This window comes from Pusillimonas noertemannii (genome assembly GCF_003096595.1).
Lineage (GTDB): Bacteria > Pseudomonadota > Gammaproteobacteria > Burkholderiales > Burkholderiaceae_B > Pusillimonas > Pusillimonas noertemannii.
The window spans coordinates 769,192-786,773 of the sequence record NZ_QEKO01000002.1; the positions used below are offsets into that span (position 1 = coordinate 769,192).

13 protein-coding genes are annotated in these 17,582 nt (G+C 64.2%); 10 read left to right on the forward strand and 3 right to left on the reverse strand.

Annotated elements, in window-relative coordinates; translation table 11 throughout:
* Window position 1: 1 nt before the first annotated feature.
* The 3 genes from C7440_RS10770 to fghA all read right to left on the reverse strand — a co-directional run bounded on the left by C7440_RS10770 (window position 2) and on the right by fghA (window position 4,416).
* The gene (locus C7440_RS10770) at window positions 2–1,882 is read right to left on the reverse strand and encodes an ABC transporter permease (protein WP_116518511.1); all 1,881 of its coding nucleotides are present in this window, start codon (window positions 1,880–1,882) and stop codon (window positions 2–4) included.
* Window positions 1,883–1,966: 84 nt separating this feature from the next.
* Window positions 1,967–3,082, reverse strand: coding sequence for an ABC transporter substrate-binding protein (locus tag C7440_RS10775; protein ID WP_116518512.1), 1,116 nt, complete (start codon window positions 3,080–3,082; stop codon window positions 1,967–1,969).
* A 473-nt stretch (window positions 3,083–3,555) separates the two neighbouring features.
* Complete coding sequence (gene fghA / locus C7440_RS10780) at window positions 3,556–4,416, reverse strand: S-formylglutathione hydrolase (protein ID WP_116518513.1); 861 nt, start codon at window positions 4,414–4,416, stop codon at window positions 3,556–3,558.
* Between the two features lie 294 nt (window positions 4,417–4,710).
* Here fghA and C7440_RS10785 point away from each other — a divergent pair, with 294 nt between their 5' ends.
* The 10 genes from C7440_RS10785 (at window position 4,711) to C7440_RS10830 (ending at window position 17,578) form a co-directional block, all read left to right on the forward strand.
* Window positions 4,711–5,454: a hypothetical protein gene (locus C7440_RS10785; RefSeq protein WP_165832540.1), complete on the forward strand. Its 744-nt coding sequence runs from the start codon at window positions 4,711–4,713 to the stop codon at window positions 5,452–5,454.
* A 414-nt stretch (window positions 5,455–5,868) separates the two neighbouring features.
* On the forward strand, window positions 5,869–10,587 hold the full coding sequence (locus tag C7440_RS10790; RefSeq protein WP_116518515.1) for a glutamate synthase-related protein: 4,719 nt from the start codon (window positions 5,869–5,871) through the stop codon (window positions 10,585–10,587).
* Window positions 10,588–10,598: 11 nt separating this feature from the next.
* Window positions 10,599–12,062: a glutamate synthase subunit beta gene (locus C7440_RS10795; protein ID WP_116518516.1), complete on the forward strand. Its 1,464-nt coding sequence runs from the start codon at window positions 10,599–10,601 to the stop codon at window positions 12,060–12,062.
* A gap of 110 nt (window positions 12,063–12,172) precedes the next feature.
* Window positions 12,173–13,006, forward strand: a complete 834-nt coding sequence (locus C7440_RS10800) for an ABC transporter ATP-binding protein (RefSeq protein WP_116518593.1) — start codon at window positions 12,173–12,175, stop codon at window positions 13,004–13,006.
* Complete coding sequence (mlaE, locus tag C7440_RS10805) at window positions 13,003–13,788, forward strand: lipid asymmetry maintenance ABC transporter permease subunit MlaE (RefSeq protein ID WP_116518517.1); 786 nt, start codon at window positions 13,003–13,005, stop codon at window positions 13,786–13,788. Before C7440_RS10800 ends, mlaE begins: the two co-directional genes overlap by 4 nt.
* Before the next feature lie 15 nt (window positions 13,789–13,803).
* Window positions 13,804–14,298, forward strand: coding sequence for an outer membrane lipid asymmetry maintenance protein MlaD (gene mlaD, locus C7440_RS10810; protein ID WP_116518518.1), 495 nt, complete (start codon window positions 13,804–13,806; stop codon window positions 14,296–14,298).
* 45 nt (window positions 14,299–14,343) lie between these two features.
* Window positions 14,344–15,192 carry an MlaA family lipoprotein gene (locus tag C7440_RS10815; protein WP_165832541.1) on the forward strand — a complete coding sequence of 283 codons (849 nt, stop codon included), beginning with the start codon at window positions 14,344–14,346 and terminating at the stop codon, window positions 15,190–15,192.
* 15 nt (window positions 15,193–15,207) lie between these two features.
* Window positions 15,208–15,855, forward strand: a complete 648-nt coding sequence (locus tag C7440_RS10820) for an MlaC/ttg2D family ABC transporter substrate-binding protein (RefSeq protein ID WP_116518520.1) — start codon at window positions 15,208–15,210, stop codon at window positions 15,853–15,855.
* A gap of 140 nt (window positions 15,856–15,995) precedes the next feature.
* Complete coding sequence (locus C7440_RS10825; protein WP_017523127.1) at window positions 15,996–16,790, forward strand: ABC transporter ATP-binding protein; 795 nt, start codon at window positions 15,996–15,998, stop codon at window positions 16,788–16,790.
* On the forward strand, window positions 16,787–17,578 hold the full coding sequence (locus C7440_RS10830; RefSeq protein ID WP_017523126.1) for an ABC transporter permease: 792 nt from the start codon (window positions 16,787–16,789) through the stop codon (window positions 17,576–17,578). The genes C7440_RS10825 and C7440_RS10830 overlap by 4 nt, the downstream gene beginning before the upstream one ends.
* Window positions 17,579–17,582: the final 4 nt, after the last annotated feature.

Genomic DNA, 17,582 nt, shown 5'->3' on the forward strand with positions numbered 1-17,582 from the left:
ATCATCGCGCCCCCAGCATGCCGTGCGGACGCATCCGCAGCACCATCAGAAGAAACACGCCGTAGACGATCATGCGCCATTCGGCAAAGGGCCGGAACAGCTCGGGCACGATGGTCAGCAGAAAGCCGGCCGCCGCCGCGCCGGTCAGGTTGCCCAGGCCGCCCAGCACCGCCATGGTCAGCAGAAGCAGCGAGGCATGCACGTTGAAGCTGTCGGGGCTGATGACGCTTTGCACGTAGGCGAACAGCCCGCCCGCCGCGCCAGCCAGTGCGCCGGACACCGCAAAGGCCATCAACATGTAGCGGCGCACGGGCAGGCCGGCGGCGTGCGCGGCCAGGCGGTCTTCACGTATGCCGCGCCAGGCGCGGCCGATTTCGGAATCGAGCAGCCGCTGTACCAGGAAGAGCCCCACCGCCGCCACCAGCGCCACCAGCCAGAACTTGTGGCTTATGGCGCTGAGGCGCAGGCCGCCCAGCAGTTCGAACTGCGGCGCGGGGATATTGAGGAAGCCCATGGGGCCGCGCGTCACCGACAGCCAGGTCATGAAGATGAGGAAACCAATCTGGCCGATGGCCAGCGTGCCCAGGGCGGCCGTATGGCCGCTAAGCTTGTACAGCGGCAGGGACGCCACCACCGCGACCAGGGCGGTAAGTATGACGGCGGCGGGCAAAGCCACTTCGGTCGGCAAGCCATAGGTATGCCCCAGCACCGCCACCGTGTAGGCGCCCACCCCGTAAAAGGCGGCGTGTCCCACCGACAGCACGCCCAGCGAGCCCGAGATGAGCGAGACGCTGCCAGACAGCATGGCGAAGATCATGCCGTACACCACGGCCTGCAGCACATAGCTGCTTTGCATGATGAAGGGCAGCACGGCCAGCACTGCGCCGGCCACCAGGAACCCCCAGGCAGGCATCTCGATAATGCGGTGGGCCGCACGCTGGCTGGAGGCGGAGGCAAGCAGGCTGGTGCTGGGCATGCTGCCCGACGCCGCGCCCGATCCACCCAGCGCGCTGAGACGACTGTCGCCCAAAAGGCCTTGCGGACGAAACAACAGGAAAACCAGCAGCAAGGAAAAGGCCACCAGATCGCGATAGCCCTCGCCCACATACGCACTGGCCAGGGTTTCGACGATGCCCAATAAAAGGCCGCCCACCACGGCGCCGGGAATGCTGGTGAGCCCGCCCAGCAGCGCGGCCGCAAACCCCTTCAATGCAAAGGGCATGCCCATTTGCGGGAACACGCTCTTGAAATAAAGCGCCACCAGGATGCCGCTTAGGGCCCCCAGCGTGCCGGCCAGCGCAAAGGCCAACTGGCGAACCTTGTCGGTGCGCACACCCAGTTGCGCCGCCGCGTCGCGGTCTTGCGCAGTGGCGCGCACGCCCCGCCCCAGCCACGAATACTGCAGGAACCAGGTGAGCGCCAGCGCCGCCAGGCCGCCGAACACGAAGATGAGGATGTCGGTGCTGGTAATGTAGGCCCCGCCGATGAAGAAGGTGACCTCTTCGAACGGCAGCGGAAAGGCCTGCCCTTCGGGCGACCAGATGATTTCCGCAAGCTGGTCGACGATGATGCTGATGGCCAGGGTGGACAGCACCGGCGCAATATAGGGGCCGTTTTCAAGCGGGCGCAGCGCCACGCCCTCGAGCACGATGCCCAGCACCGTCACCAGGGCGATGGATCCGACCGCGGCAACAGGCAGCGGCAGGCCCAGCCAGGTAACGCCGCTGAAGGCAAAGAAGGCCCCCAGCATGAACAGGGCGCCCTGGGCGAAGTTGATGAGGTTGGAAACACCAAAGACCAGGCTGAAGCCCAATGCGATCAGGGCGTAGACCTGGCCTATGGCCAGGCCGTTAAGTACCTGGCTGAAGAATAATTCAATCATATGCAGGGGCGCCGGCGAACCGCGGGCGCCGTGCCGGCGAACCGGAACATGGCACCCCAGGGCGGCCGGCCGGCGCCGGACCGGTTAAAACAGTGCGAACTGGCCATTCTTCACCGTGATGAAGATGGGGTCTTTCTTGACGTTGCCGTGGTCGTACTTGGTCACGCCGGTTACGCCTTCGTAGGCCGGGCCGTTGGCCAGCTCGTCGCGCACCGCTTCGCCGGTAAGCGGCTTGCCCGACTTGATGACGCGCCGGATGGCTTCGACGCCCACGCCGGTGGCGTCATACGCCAGTGCAGCGAACTGATCGGGCAGCTTGCCGTATTTGGCCTTGTAGGCATCGGTGAAGGCCTTCTTCGAAGGGTCTTGCGCAAAGAAAATGGTGTGCAGCACCACGCCCTCGGCCGCCTTGCCCGCCAGCTCGATGAACTTAGGCGAAGTAAGGGGAATGCCGCCGCCCACCGGAATGTCGATGCCGGCCTGGCGCAGTTGCTGAATGAAGATGGAGGCCTCTTGATAAGGCAGAGCCAGGAAGACGCCTTCGGGCTTCAGCGCCTTGACCTTGCTGATGAAAGGCCGGAAGTCGCGCGAGCCGGGCTGCACGCTTTCCAGCAGCAGCACTTCGCCGCCCGCCTTCTTGATGGCTTCGGCGGTGGCTTTGCCGGTGTACACGCCCCAGTCGTCCTGCGAATAGGGAATGACGACCTTGTTGGCCTTGAGCTTCTGCTGGATGGTGTCGGCGTTGTACTGCGCGAGGATGTCGTCGGTGTTGTTCTGGCGGAAGACGTAGTCGCTTTGCTTGGTGAAGTCGGGGTGCGACGAGGTAGGGCTGATCTGCGGGATCTTGGCTTCAGAGAAAATCGGCGAAGCGGCCATGGAAGACGTGGTCGACCACGAGCCGATGGCCAGCACCACGCCCGGCGTGCCGGCGATCTTGCGCGCCACCGTGGCGGCTTCTTGGGGCGAGTTGCGGTCGTCTTCGACGATCAGCTTGACGGGCCGGCCTTCGATGCCGCCTTGCTGCTTTACCTGGTCCAGGTACAGCTCGACGGCGTTCTTGAAACTGGCGCCGTATTCGGCGAAGTTACCGGATAAATGCGAGAAAAAGCCGATGGTTACCGGTTCTTCGGCGGCTTGAACCGGCGCCGCCAAAAAGGCGGGCAGCAGGGCGGCAAGAAAAGAGGATCGAATCAATCGCATGCTTGTCTACCTTGAAAAGAGAAGAACGCCGACCGTTCCGCCCCCTGTGGGCCCGGCGAAAGGGCTCGCCGTGTCGTCGTCATCGTACGACAAGATATTAATAGTTAGTTGATAATTTACTAACGTATTATAGGTAATAAGCTAATGAAGCAGCGGCTTCTGACGTGGCTTTGTTTTGAGTTCTTGAGTCGGAGGGTTGAATTTTTGCGGTGGTATTGAGTTCTTGAAGCGGGCCAGGGGCGGCATACCCATTTCCGGGCCGACACCCTGCGGCCCTGCGGGCTGCCCGAATTTCTCTTGCCAAAGCGGGCGGCGGCAGAACTCAACCTCAGCGCTGCGCGCTTCGGGATTCGGACAAGCTGTCGCCGACTTCCCCCGCTTCGGCAAGAGAAATTCGGCGCGGGTGGACGGCCCGGAAATGGGTATGCCGCCCCCGGCCCTCAGAATTGAGCTTATTGGAACGGGCGAAAAACTTACTTCAATTGCTTGGCGTGAAACTCCATATGGTCTTGCATGAAGGTGGAGATGAAGTAATAGCCGTGGTCGTAGCCTTCGTGGCGGCGCAGGGTCAGGGGCTGGCCGGCTTTTTCGCAGGCGGCCTCGAAAGCCTCGGGGTATAGCTGTTCGGCCAGGAAGTTGTCGGCCAGGCCCTGGTCGATCAGGATGCCGCCGGGAAAGGGGCGGCTGGATTTTTCCATGAGCAAAGAAGCGTCATATTGCGCCCATTGTTCGCGATCTTCGCCCAAATAGCCGGAAAAGGCCTTGTGGCCCCAGGGGCACTTGGTGGGCGAGGCGATGGGTGCAAAGGCCGAGACCGAACGGAACTTGTCGGGATGGCGCTGGGCGAGCACCAGGGCGCCATGGCCGCCCATGGAGTGGCCAAAAATACCTGTACGGCTCGCATCTCCGGGCAACTGCCCCGTAACGATACCAAACAGCTCGCCGACGACATAGCTTTCCATGCGGTAGTGGGTGCCCCAGGGCGCCTGGGTGGCGTCCAGGTAGAAGCCGGCGCCGGTGCCGAAATCCCAGCCTTCGTCTTCGCCGGGTACATTGGCCCCGCGCGGGCTTGTATCGGGCGCGACCAGCATGATGCCGTGGCGGGCCGCCCACTGCTGCGCCCCGCCCTTGGTCATGAAGGTTTCTTCGGTGCAGGTAAGGCCGGCCAGATAGAACAGCACCGGCACCTTGGCAGCCGAATCCCCCAGCGCGGCCGGCGGAATGTAGACGGAAAAGCGCATGGGCAAGCCGATGGCGCTGGAATCATGCTTGTAAAAGCGCTGCACACCGTCGAAACAGCGGTGTTCGCTGAGCAGTTCTAGCTCGATAGACATCAATACTTCTCCTTGGTTGCACTGGCCGCGCGCCAGTCCATTTATCTAATGATGAGGGCCGGCTTCAGGCCGCCGCAACACCGCCCGGCCGACCGTTTCCCCTGCGTATGGCTGAAGCTTAACTTATATATAGCGCAGCCTTGCAAGGCTCGCGCCGACTCCGCCCGCCGCCCTGCGGCCGCCGCAGCACCCGGCGCCATGGCGCCGCCATGAGACCACGCATGCCTCCGACAGCCAGTGTAGCAGGCACTACAAATGGTGCAATGCGGGCGGTCCACGCAGTATTATGCGGTAATGGCCCGACTTTCGCGTCTTTACGCGCCCGATACGCCCCAGCTTGTACAGGTCCGCTTCACGCGGCCCCTGGCGCCGCCCCACGACTCCACGCCTTCGGACAAGCTTGACCTGCTCTCTGACTGGCTGCGCGACGCCGCGCGCGAGAACCGTGTCCCCGTGCATGGCTGGGCGCTGCTCAATGACCGCCTGGCCCTGCTGGCCACCCCGCCCGATAAATCCAGCCTGGCCCGCACCGTGCAGGCCGTCGGGCGCCGATTCGCCACCCGCATCCACAAGGGCAGGGTGTTTTCCGAACGCTACCGCAGCGCCCTGCTGCAGCCCGGCGTCTGGATATTGCCGGCCCTGATCTGGCTGGAGCGCCTGCCGGTGCAGCACGGCTACGTGGACGATGCCGCCAGATGGCCCTGGTCTTCGGCGGCGCAGCACACCGGGCAGGCCGTTGCCACGCGCTGGACGACCGAACATGCCGATTACTGGCATCAGGGCAACACCCCCTTCGAGCGCCAGGCCCGCTACCGCCGCCTGCTGGAGCAGGGCCTGGGCTCGAGCGAGGCGCATCGGCTGGAAGAAGCCCTGTTCGGCCAGTGGGCCCTGGGCGATGAAGCATTCCTGGCCCGCATCGGCAGGGAATCGACACGCCGCCTTCTTCCCGCAAAACGCGGCCGCCCGCCCAAACAGCCGGACGCTCCGCTGCAAGCCGATTCCGAAGACTTGCCAGAAGGCCGCATATCCGAGGCGTGACGCCTGCTTTCCGCTTCCGTGCCGCAAAGTGATACGGTTGCTGCGCCGCAATCGAACCATTCCCGGGCGCCGCACGCATGTCCCCGAAAAACCCTTAATAGCGCCGAGAATCCCAAACCGGCAGGTACACGGGCTCATCTGCAACAAAACCGCCCCGCACATCCATCCCTATATTTTTATATTTTCCAGATCTTCGACAGAGAAATTTGTGCATTGCAGCGTAAAATAAAGAAAAAATATTCTTTTATTTCAATATAATTGGTCCGTCCCTATTTATTTAAAGAGCACCTGGTATCAATTTTAATTAGGGACGCACCCTATTTAAAAACACTTGCGCGATGCCCCACGCAACGCTATTGTTTTTTTCTCGACGCAAGCACGGCTTGCATGCACCCCAGCTCAGCGGAGCCACCCATGAAGCATCCCTCCCGACCAGAATACAGCGTCGTCGACGCGACACGCATCGGCCTGCCTTCCCGCCAGGGCCTGTACGACCCCAGCAACGAGCACGACGCCTGTGGCGTGGGCTTTGTCGCCCACATCAAGGGCCATAAAAGCCACTCCATCATCCAGCAGGGCCTGAAGATTCTCGAGAACCTCGACCATCGCGGCGCCGTGGGCGCCGACGAGCTCATGGGCGACGGCGCGGGCATCCTCATCCAGATCCCCGATGCCCTATACCGTGAAGACATGGCCGCGCAAGGCGTCGAGCTGCCTCCCCCCGACGACTACGGCGTGGCCATGGTGTTCCTGCCCAAAGAAACCGCCTCGCGCCTGGCCTGTGAACAGGAACTCGAACGCGCGGTGCGCGACGAGGGCCAGGTAGTGCTGGGCTGGCGCGACGTGCCGGTCGATTCCAACATGCCCATGTCGCCCACGGTGCGGGCGGTCGAGCCCGTCATCCGCCAGTTGTTCATCGGCCGCGGGGCCGACATCATGGTGCCCGACGCGCTCGAGCGCAAGCTGTATGTCATCCGCAAAACCGCCAGCCACGCCATCCAGCGCATGAACCTGGCGCACGGGCAAGAATATTTCGTGCCATCCATCTCGGTGCGCACGGTGGTGTACAAGGGCCTGCTGCTGGCGGGCCAGGTGGGCCAGTACTATCGCGACCTGGCCGACACCCGCGCCGTCTCGGCGCTGTCCTTGGTGCACCAGCGCTTTTCAACCAACACCTTCCCGGCCTGGCCCCTGGCCCACCCCTACCGCATGATCGCCCACAACGGCGAGATCAACACGGTCAAGGGCAACTTCAACTGGCTGCGCGCCCGCGAAGGCATGATGCAGTCGGCCGTGCTGGGCGAAGACCTGGCCAAGCTCTACCCCATCGTGTACGAAGGCCAGTCCGACACGGCCACCTTCGACAATTGCCTCGAGCTGCTGGTGATGTCGGGCTATTCGCTGGCCCACGCCATGATGATGATGATTCCCGAAGCCTGGGAACAGCATGCGCAAATGGACGAGAACCGCCGCGCCTTCTACGAATACCACGCCGCCATGATGGAGCCCTGGGACGGCCCGGCCGCCATGGCCTTTACCGACGGGCGCCAGATCGGCGCCCTGCTCGACCGCAACGGCCTGCGCCCGGCGCGCTACCTGGTTACCGACGACGACCTGGTGGTGCTGGCCTCTGAAGCGGGCACGCTGTCGATCCCCGAGCATCGCATTGTCAAGAAATGGCGCCTGCAGCCCGGCAAGATGTTCCTTATCGACTTGCTGCAGGGCCGCATCATCGACGACCACGAGATCAAGACCCAGCTTGCGGGCGAGCGCCCCTACCAGCAATGGATCGAGCGCCTGCGCATCAAGCTCGAGTCGCTGCCCGCGCCCCACCATGCGCCCGAAACACCGCCGACGGCATCGCTGCTCGACCGCCAGCAGGCCTTCGGCTGGACCCAGGAAGACTTCAAGTTCGTGCTGCAGCCCATGGCCGCCAACGGCGAAGAAGCCACCGGCTCCATGGGCAACGACGCGCCGCTGGCCGTGCTGTCCAACCGGCCCAAGCCCTTCTACAACTACTTCCGGCAGCTGTTCGCCCAGGTAACCAACCCGCCCATCGACCCTATTCGCGAACAGCTGGTCATGTCGCTGGTGTCGTTCATCGGGCCCAAGCCCAACCTGCTCGACATCAACAACGTCAATCCGCCGCTGCGCCTCGAAGTGGCCCAGCCGGTGCTCGACTTCGCGGCCATGGCCCAGATCCGCAACATCGAGCCCATTACCGGCCACAAGTTCCGCAGCATCGAGCTCGACATTACCTACCCAGTGGCCTGGGGCGCCGAAGGCATCGAGGCCTGCCTGGCCGCGTTGTGCTCGAACGCGGCCGACGCGGTGCTAAGCGGCTACAACATCCTGATCGTCACCGATCGCAAGACCGACGGCGAGCGCATGGCCATTCCGGCGCTGCTGGCCACCTCGGCCATCCATCTGCACCTCATCCGCGAAGGCCTGCGCACCAAGACCGGCCTGGTGGTTGAAACCGGCTCCGCGCGCGAAGTGCATCACTTCGCCCTGCTTGGCGGCTACGGCGCCGAGGCGGTGCACCCCTATCTGGCTCTCGAGTCGCTGGCCACCCTGCCCGACAGTGGCAAGGCCATCCAGAACTACATCAAGGCCATCGGCAAGGGCCTGAACAAGGTGATGTCCAAGATGGGCATCTCCACCTACATGTCCTACACCGGCGCGCAGATATTCGAGGCCGTGGGCCTCAGCTCGGCCCTGGTCCAGAAATACTTTACCGGCACGCCCAGCAACATAGAAGGCATCGGCATCTTCGAGATCGCCGAAGAAGCGCTGCGGGTGCACAAGGCGGCGTTCAGCAACGACCCGGTGCTGGAAAACGCCCTGGACGCGGGCGGCGACTATGCCTTCCGCGTGCGCGGCGAAGAGCACATGTGGAACCCCGATTCCATCGCCAAGCTGCAGCATTCCACCCGCGCCAACAACTACGCCACCTACAAGGAATACGCCCAGCTCATCAACGACCAGGCGCGCCGCCACATGACCCTGCGCGGCCTGTTCGAATTCCGCGCCGACCCTTCCCAGGCCATTCCGCTCGACGAAGTAGAGCCAGCCAAGGAAATCGTCAAGCGCTTCGCCACCGGCGCCATGTCGCTGGGCTCGATCTCCACCGAGGCCCATAGCGTGCTGGCGGTGGCCATGAACCGCATCGGCGGCAAGTCCAACACCGGCGAAGGCGGCGAAGACGAACTGCGCTACCGGCCCGAGATGCGCGCCGGAAAAAGCACCGTCAAGAAGGGCGACACCCTGGCCTCGGTCCTGGGCGCCGAGCGCATCGAGGCCGACGTGCCCCTGGCGGCCGGCGACTCATTGCGCTCGCGCATCAAGCAGGTCGCCTCGGGCCGCTTCGGCGTCTCGGCCGAATACCTGACCAGCGCCGACCAGATCCAGATCAAGATGGCCCAGGGCGCCAAGCCCGGCGAGGGCGGGCAGTTGCCGGGCCACAAGGTCTCCGAGTACATCGCCAAGCTGCGCTATTCGGTACCGGGCGTCGGCCTCATCTCGCCCCCGCCGCACCACGACATCTACTCCATCGAAGACCTGGCGCAGCTCATCCACGACCTGAAGAACGTCAACCCGCAAGCCGCCATCTCGGTCAAGCTGGTTTCCGAAGTGGGCGTGGGCACGGTCGCCACCGGCGTGGCCAAGGCCAAGGCCGACCACGTGGTCATCGCCGGCCACGACGGCGGCACCGGCGCTTCGCCCGTCTCGTCCATCAAGCATGCCGGCACGCCCTGGGAGCTGGGCCTTTCCGAAACCCAGCAAACGCTCATCATGAACAACCTGCGCAGCCGCATCCGCGTGCAGGCCGACGGCCAGATGAAAACAGGCCGCGACGTGGCGGTGGGCGCGCTGCTGGGCGCCGACGAATTCGGCTTCGCCACCGCTCCGCTGGTGGTCGAGGGCTGCATCATGATGCGCAAGTGCCACCTCAACACCTGTCCGGTGGGCGTGGCCACGCAAGATCCCGAGCTGCGCAAGAAGTTCACCGGCAAGCCCGAGCACGTCGTCAACTATTTCTTCTTCGTCGCCGAAGAAGTGCGCGAGATCATGGCCCAGCTGGGCATCCGCAAGTTCGACGACCTGGTCGGCCGCGTCGACCTGCTCGACATGCGCGCCGGCCTCGAACACTGGAAGGCCCAGGGCCTGGACTTCACCCGGGTGTTCCACCAGGTGGCGTCCGACTCGCCGCGCCGCCAGGTCCAGGAGCAAGACCACGGCATCGACCACGCGCTCGACCACCAACTGATCGAACGCAGCAGGCCGGCCATCGAGCGCGGCGAAAAAGTGTCGTTCATCACCCCCGTGCGCAACCGCAATCGCAGCATCGGCGCCATGCTTTCGGGCGTGGTGGCGGCGCGCCACGGCCACGAGGGCCTGCCCGACGACACCATCCACATCCAGTGCAACGGCACCGCGGGCCAAAGCTTCGGCGCCTTCCTGGCGCACGGCGTCACCCTGGACCTGGTGGGCGAGGGCAACGACTACGTGGGCAAGGGCCTTTCAGGCGGACGCATCATCGTGCGCTCGCCCAATGATTTCCGCGGCTACGGGCCCGAGCACATCATCGTGGGCAACACCGTGCTGTACGGCGCGCTAAGCGGCCAGGCCTTCTTCAGCGGCGTCGCCGGCGAACGCTTCGCCGTGCGCAACTCGGGCGCCTCGGCGGTGGTCGAGGGCACGGGCGACCATGGCTGCGAGTACATGACGGGCGGCACCGTAGTGGTGCTGGGCGCCACCGGCCGTAATTTCGCGGCCGGCATGTCGGGCGGCATCGCCTACGTGTGGGACCCCGAAGGCAGCTTCCGGCGCTATTGCAATCCGGCCATGGTCCAGCTCGAAACGGTGCAGAGCCACGCCGAACAGCTCGAAGCCGACGAAAAAGAGTTCTGGCACTGCGCCATGCGGGGCGCCGAACGCGAAACCGACGAAAGCATCCTGCGGCGCCTGATCGAAGACCACTACCGCTACACGGGCAGCTTCCGCGCTCGAGACATTCTCAGCGACTGGAACCGCTCGCGCGAGGCCTTCGTGAAGGTCATGCCCACTGAATACCGCCGTGCCATGAAAGAGCTCTGGACCGCGGAAAACCTGCAACAAATCGCCGCCTGAGGAAGAACACTATGGGCAAGATCACCGGTTTCATCGAATTCGAGCGCGTCAGCGAGCCGCATGAGGCGCCGCTGCACCGCGTCAAGCACTGGAAGGAATTCGTCCAGTCCCTCAGCGACGACCAGGCCAAGGTGCAGGGCGCGCGCTGCATGGACTGCGGCATTCCCTTCTGTACCACAGGCTGTCCGGTCAACAACATCATCCCCGACTGGAACGACCTGGTCTACAGGCAAGACTGGCGCGCGGCGCTCGACACCCTGCACTCCACCAACAATTTCCCCGAGTTCACGGGCCGGATCTGCCCCGCGCCCTGCGAGGCGGCCTGCACGCTCAACATCAACAACGACCCCGTGGGCATCAAGTCGATCGAGCACGCCATCATCGACCACGGCTGGCTGAACGGCTGGGTGCAGCCGCAGCCGCCCAGCCGCAAGACTGGCAAGAAGGTCGCCGTCGTCGGCTCGGGCCCCGCGGGCCTGGCCTGCGCCCAGCAACTGGCGCGCGCGGGCCACGCCGTGGCCGTGTTCGAGAAAAGCGACCGCGTCGGCGGCCTGTTGCGCTACGGCATTCCCGATTTCAAGCTGTCCAAGTCCCACATCGACCGCCGCTTGGCGCAGATGGAGGCCGAGGGCGTCGAGTTCTACCCCTCCACCTATGTGGGCGACCCCGCCCACGCCGCGGACGGCCTCACTGTACGCACGCCGGCATCGCTGCGCGAAGAGTTCGACGCGGTGGTCCTCGCCGGCGGCTCGGAAACCCCGCGCGACCTTCCGGTACCCGGGCGCGAACTGCAGGGCGTGCACTTTGCCATGGAGTTCCTCACACAGCAAAACCGCGCCAACGCGGGCGCCCGCATTCCGGGCCAGATCTCGGCCAAGGACAAGCATGTGATCGTGATAGGCGGCGGCGACACCGGCTCCGACTGCGTGGGCACCAGCATCCGCCAGGGCGCGGCCTCGGTCACGCAATTCGAACTCATGCCCCGCCCCCCCGAGGCCGAAGACAAAGACCTTACCTGGCCGTACTGGCCGCTGAAGCTGCGAACCTCTTCTTCGCAGGAAGAAGGCTGCGACCGCGACTGGGCGGTATCCACCGTGGCGCTGGAAGGCGCCGACGGCAAGGTCCAGAAGCTGGCGGCAACCCGCGTCGAATGGAAGCGCGATCCGGCCACGGGGCAGATGAAGATGCGCGAGCTGAAAGACTCCGGCTTCGAGATGAAGGCCGACCTGGTGCTGCTGGCCATGGGCTTCGTGGCCCCCGTAAAGGCAGTGCTAGCCTCGTTCGAGATCGAGACCGACGCCCGGGGCAATGCCCTGGCCGACACCGAGCGCTACGCGACCAGTGTCGACAAGGTGTTTGCGGCAGGCGACATGCGGCGTGGACAGTCGCTGGTGGTCTGGGCCATACGCGAGGGCCGCCAATGCGCGCGGGCCGTGGATGAGTTCCTGATGGGCAGCAGCACGCTGCCTCGCTAAAGTCTTGGGGGGCGCGAAAGAAACAAAATCACGCCCCCCAATACAGACGGAAACCTGTCGCCGATGACTCACGATACAATGCCCAGTTGATCATCAGGCAAGCATTTTCCATGGAACCAGACGCGAGCCAGAGCACAGACCCGCTACTCGACTTTTCAGGCGTTGCCCTGGGCTACGCCGACTTCACTGTCCTGCAGGACATCGACCTGCGCGTCTACCGCGGCCAGGTCGTGGCCATGATGGGCGGGTCGGGCTCCGGCAAAACCACCCTGTTGCGCGGCGCCACCGGCCAGATCACCGCCCAGCGCGGCGCCATCACCGCCTTCGGCCAGAACGTCGCCACCGTCTCTTCCGACGGCTTGCGCAAGCTTCGCCAGCGCATGGGCGTGCTGTTTCAGCAGGGCGCCCTGTTCACCGACCTCGACGTCTTCGAGAATGTCGCCTTTCCCCTGCGCGAGCACACCCGCATTTCCGAATCCCAGATCGTCGAGTGCGTGCTGGACAAGCTCAACGCCGTCGGGCTGCGCGCCGCCGCGCATCTGAAGATATCCGAGATATCCGGCGGCATGGCCCGGCGCGTGGCGCTGGCGCGCGCCATCGTGCTCGAGCCCGAGCTCATTTTGTACGACGAGCCCTTTGCCGGCCTGGACCCGATCTCGCTGGGCATCACCGCCCAGCTCATCCGCGGCCTGACCGACCGCCTCAATTGCGCCTCGGTGCTCATCACGCACGACGTCGCCGAATCGTTCGCCATCGCCGACCAGGTGTACATGGTGGGCCAGGGCCGGCTGCTGGCCGCCGGCAAGCCCTCTGAACTGGCCGAATCGTCCGACCCGTACATCCGCCAGTTCCTCGACGGCCAGCCCGACGGGCCCATTGCCTTCCACTACCCCGAAACCCCCGCCTTCAAGCAGTGGCTGGGCAAACAGCGAGGCCGCCCATGAACCCGGTCAAAGGCATCCGTGCGACAGGCGCCTGGGTCGTCGACTTCATTTTCGGCCTGGGGGCCTTCGCCCGCCTGCTGGGCCTGGTGCTGCTGCGCAGCGGCGCAGCCCTGCGGCGCCCCGGCCTGGTGTCCCAGCAGGTGCATTTCATCGGCAACTATTCCCTCATCATCATTGCGGTGTCGGGCCTGTTCGTCGGCTTCGTGCTGGGGCTGCAGGGCTATTACACATTGAACCGCTACGGTTCGGAAGAAGCATTGGGCCTGCTGGTGGCCCTCTCGCTGGTTCGCGAGCTGGGCCCCGTGGTCACCGCGCTGCTGTTCGCGGGCCGGGCGGGCACCTCGCTTACGGCCGAGATCGGCCTCATGAAGGCGGGCGAGCAGCTTGCCGCCATGGAGGTCATGGCCGTCGACCCGGTGCGCCGCGTGCTGGTGCCCCGCTTCTGGGGCGGCGTCATCGCCATGCCCATCCTGGCGGCGGTGTTTTCGATGGTGGGCATCATCGGCGGCTGGGTCGTGGGCGTGCTGCTCATCGGCATCGACCCCGGCGCCTTCTGGTCTCAAATGCAAAGCGGCGTCGACGTCTTCAAGGATGTGGCCAACGGCGTGTTCAAGAGCCTGATCTTCGGCATTGCCGTGACGCTCATCGCCCTGTACGAGGGCTGGAACGCCAGGCCCACCCCCGAGGGAGTGGCCAAGGCCACCACCCGCACGGTAGTCAGCGGGGCACTGGTCGTGCTTGGCCTGGACTTCCTGCTAACCGCCCTAATGTTCAGCAATTAACACGGAACAACCATCATGACGCGTGAAAAAACCGATTTCTGGGTCGGCCTGTTCGTACTGTTGGGCATCGTCGCCCTGGTGTTCCTGGCACTGCGTGCCGGCAACCTGAGCTCATTCTCCTTCAGCCGCAGCTACCAGGTGCAGGCCTATTTCGACAACCTGGGCGGCCTCAAGGTGCGCGCCCCGGTCAAAAGCAGCGGGGTCGTGGTGGGCCGCGTCAGCGGCATACAGTTCGACAACCAGGTGTACCAGGCGGCGGTCACCCTGGACCTCGACGAAAACTACGAGTTTCCCGCTGATTCTTCGGCCTCCATCCTTACCTCGGGCCTGCTGGGCGAACAGTACATCGGCCTGACCCCGGGCGGCGACGATAAAATGCTGGAGCAAGGCGCCCGCATCCAGTACACCCAAAGCGCGGTCGTGCTCGAAGAATTGATCAGCAAGTTCCTGTACAGTTCAGCAGACAAGGAAGGCACCGCAAAAGAGGGGGCTGCGGCGCCGGCGCCCTAAGTTAATATGGCACCCGACACGCAAACGGCCGAAAACAAGCAAATCATGAACAAAAACACGACCAAATCCGAAACGAGCCGGCGGCTGGGCCGCCTGGCTCCTGTTGTGGCACTTACGGCCTTTTTCGCGGGCTGCGCCCATGTGCCCAACCCCACCCCCCAAGATCCCTGGGAAAGCTACAACCGCAGCATGTTCCAGTTCAACGAGGCCTTCGACAAGGCCCTGTTCAAGCCCATAGCCACAGGCTACAAACAATTGACGCCTGAACCGGCGCGCAACTGCATCCACAACATTTTCGCCAACATGGCCGACCTGTGGGCGTCGGTCAACAGCTTCCTGCAGGGACGCGGCCATGACGGCGTCAACATGCTGGGACGGGTGCTGTTCAATTCCACCATGGGCCTGGGCGGCTGTATCGACGTCGCCTCCATGAACGGGTCGCAGCGCATCTCCAACGACTTCGGCGTAACGCTTGGCGTGTGGGGCTTCAAGCCGGGGCCCTACGTGGTGCTGCCCTTCATCGGATCCAGCAACGTGCGCGACGCGGCCGGCATAGGCACCATGTTTGCCGCCGGCGCTTCCAGCTATACGCCGATCATGGCCATCGACAACGTGCCGCTGCGCAACACCATTCTGGGCGTGGCCGCGGTCGACCTGCGCGCAAGCCTGCTCGACGCCGACGACCTGGTCGACCGCATCGCGCTGGATCGCTACAGCTTCATCCGCGACGCATTCATACAAAGGCGCCAGTCCCTCGTCCAGGGCAGCCGGGTCGACCCCGACGCGCCCTATGGCACGCTGCCCGATTACTCCGACGACGAACTGCCCGACTATTCCGACGACGAAGAAGCACCCGCCGCACCGGCGTCCGGCTCCGCGCCGGCCACGCCCTAACGAAGGAAACCGTACATGACTTTTTCCGCTTTACCCCAACGCATCACCTTTCTGCATCGCCTCTGCCTGGCCTTCATGCTGGCACTGGGCCTGTCCATGGCGGCCCAGGCCAAGGAAACCGTCGACCCCACCGCCGCGCCCAATGAATTCGTGCAGGCCGTGGGCAACAACGCCCTCGAGGTGCTTCGGCAAGAACCCGCCGCCCAGCAAGGCGACCTGAACCGCATCAATCAGCTGGTCGACGAATACGTGCTGCCCTACGTCAACCTCGAAAAGACCACCCGGCTGGCCGCCGGCCGCTACTGGCGCCAGGCCTCGGCGCAGCAGCAGAAAAACCTGGTCGAGGCTTTCAAGGGCACGCTCATCCGCACCTATAGCGGGGCGCTGTCCAAGGTGGACGAGGTTTCTGCACTGCAGATCCTGCCCTTCCGCGGTGACGCCAACGCCGACGACGTGGTCGTTCGGTCCACCATCAGCCAACGCAACGGTCCCGCGGTCGGCGTCGACTACCGCCTCGAGAAAACCCCGCAAGGCTGGAAAATCTACGACCTCAACGTCGAAGGCATCTGGCTCATCCAGAACTACCGCAACCAGTTCGCCCAGCAGATCAACCAGAACGGCATCGACGGCCTGATCGACGCGCTGAACAAGCAGAACCGCTAGGGCCTGTTGAGGCTGGGCCCCAAGGGGGCGGCAGGCGCCAGGCCGGCCGGCCATCGCCAACACTCCGGCGCCGACAAAGCCGGCGCTATACATCTATATAATAGAAAGCTTGGCTCAATCACGAGCCAGGCTTTTTTATTATGTCTGCGCTTACTTTAAAGAATATCTCGAAGATCTACGCCTCCCGTCCCGGCGCGCTCTCCCGGCTTTTTCAGGCATCGGCCCGAAAGCGGCAGGGCTTTCAGGCCCTGAACGACGTCAGCCTTACCGTCGAGCACGGAGAGTTCTTCGGCCTGCTCGGCCCCAACGGCGCGGGCAAGACCACCATGATCTCCATTCTTGCTGGCCTGGCCCAGGCCAGCTCGGGCTCGGCCAGTGTCTGCGGCTACGACGTGGTGTCCCAGTACAAGCAGGCCCGGCGCTCTTTGGGCGTGGTGCCCCAGGAACTGGTCTACGACCCGTTCTTCACGGTGCGCGAGACCCTGCGCCTGCAGTCGGGCTATTTCGGCCTGCGCAACAATGACGACTGGATCGACGAAATCCTGGCCAACCTGGGCCTGGCCGACAAGGCCGAGAACAATATGCGGGCCCTGTCGGGCGGCATGAAGCGCCGGGTGCTGGTGGCCCAGGCATTGGTGCACCGGCCGCCGGTCATCATCCTGGACGAACCCACGGCCGGGGTCGACGTCGACTTGCGCCGCACCCTGTGGGAATTCATTTCGCGCCTGAACAAAGAGGGGCACACCATCCTGCTTACCACCCATTACCTCGAAGAGGCCGAAGCGCTTTGCGGCCGCATCGCCATGCTGAAAAGCGGGCGCGTCGTGGCGCTGGACACCACGCAATCGCTGCTGGCGCGCGTGGGCGGCAACGACCTCGAAGACGCTTTCGTGCGCATCATGCACAGCGACAACGCCCTGGAGGTGCTGGCATGAGCACACCCGTGATGCAGGCCCAGCCGACGCTCGGCTCGGGCTTCCCGACCCTGCTGCGCAAAGAGCTCCTGCGCTTCTGGAAGGTCGGCTTCCAGACCATCGCGGCGCCCGTCCTCACGGCCCTGCTCTACCTGCTGGTGTTCGCCCACGTGCTCGAAGACCGGGTGCAAGTGTACGGCTCCATTCCGTATACCTCCTTCCTGATCCCGGGGCTGATGATGATGAGCATGCTGCAAAATGCCTTCGCCAACCCGTCTTCGTCGCTGATACAAAGCCGCATCACGGGCAACCTGGTGTTCGTGCTGCTGCCGCCACTGTCACATCGCCAGATATTCAGTGCCTACCTGCTGGCCGGCATTGCGCGCGGGCTCTGCGTGGGCCTGGCGATATGGCTGGTGGCGCTGTTCTTCACGCCGCTGCCTCCGCACAACCTGCTGTGGGTGCTGGCGTTCGCCATCCTGGCCTGCGGCATCATGGGCTCGCTGGGCATCATCGCCGGCCTGTGGTCTGAAAAATTCGACCAGATGGCCGCCTTCCAGAACTTCCTGATCTTGCCGGCCACTTTCCTGTCGGGCGTGTTCTACTCCATACACAGCCTGCCGCCCTTCTGGCAAAAGGTCTCGCACTGGAACCCCATCTTCTACACCATCGACGGCTTTCGCTACGGATTCTTCTCGGTATCCGATGTCTCGCCCTGGCGCAGCCTGGCGGTCGTCGCTGGTGTTTTCGCCGTACTGTGCCTGTGCACGCTACGCTTACTGGCCTCCGGCTACAAACTGCGGAACTAGGAAT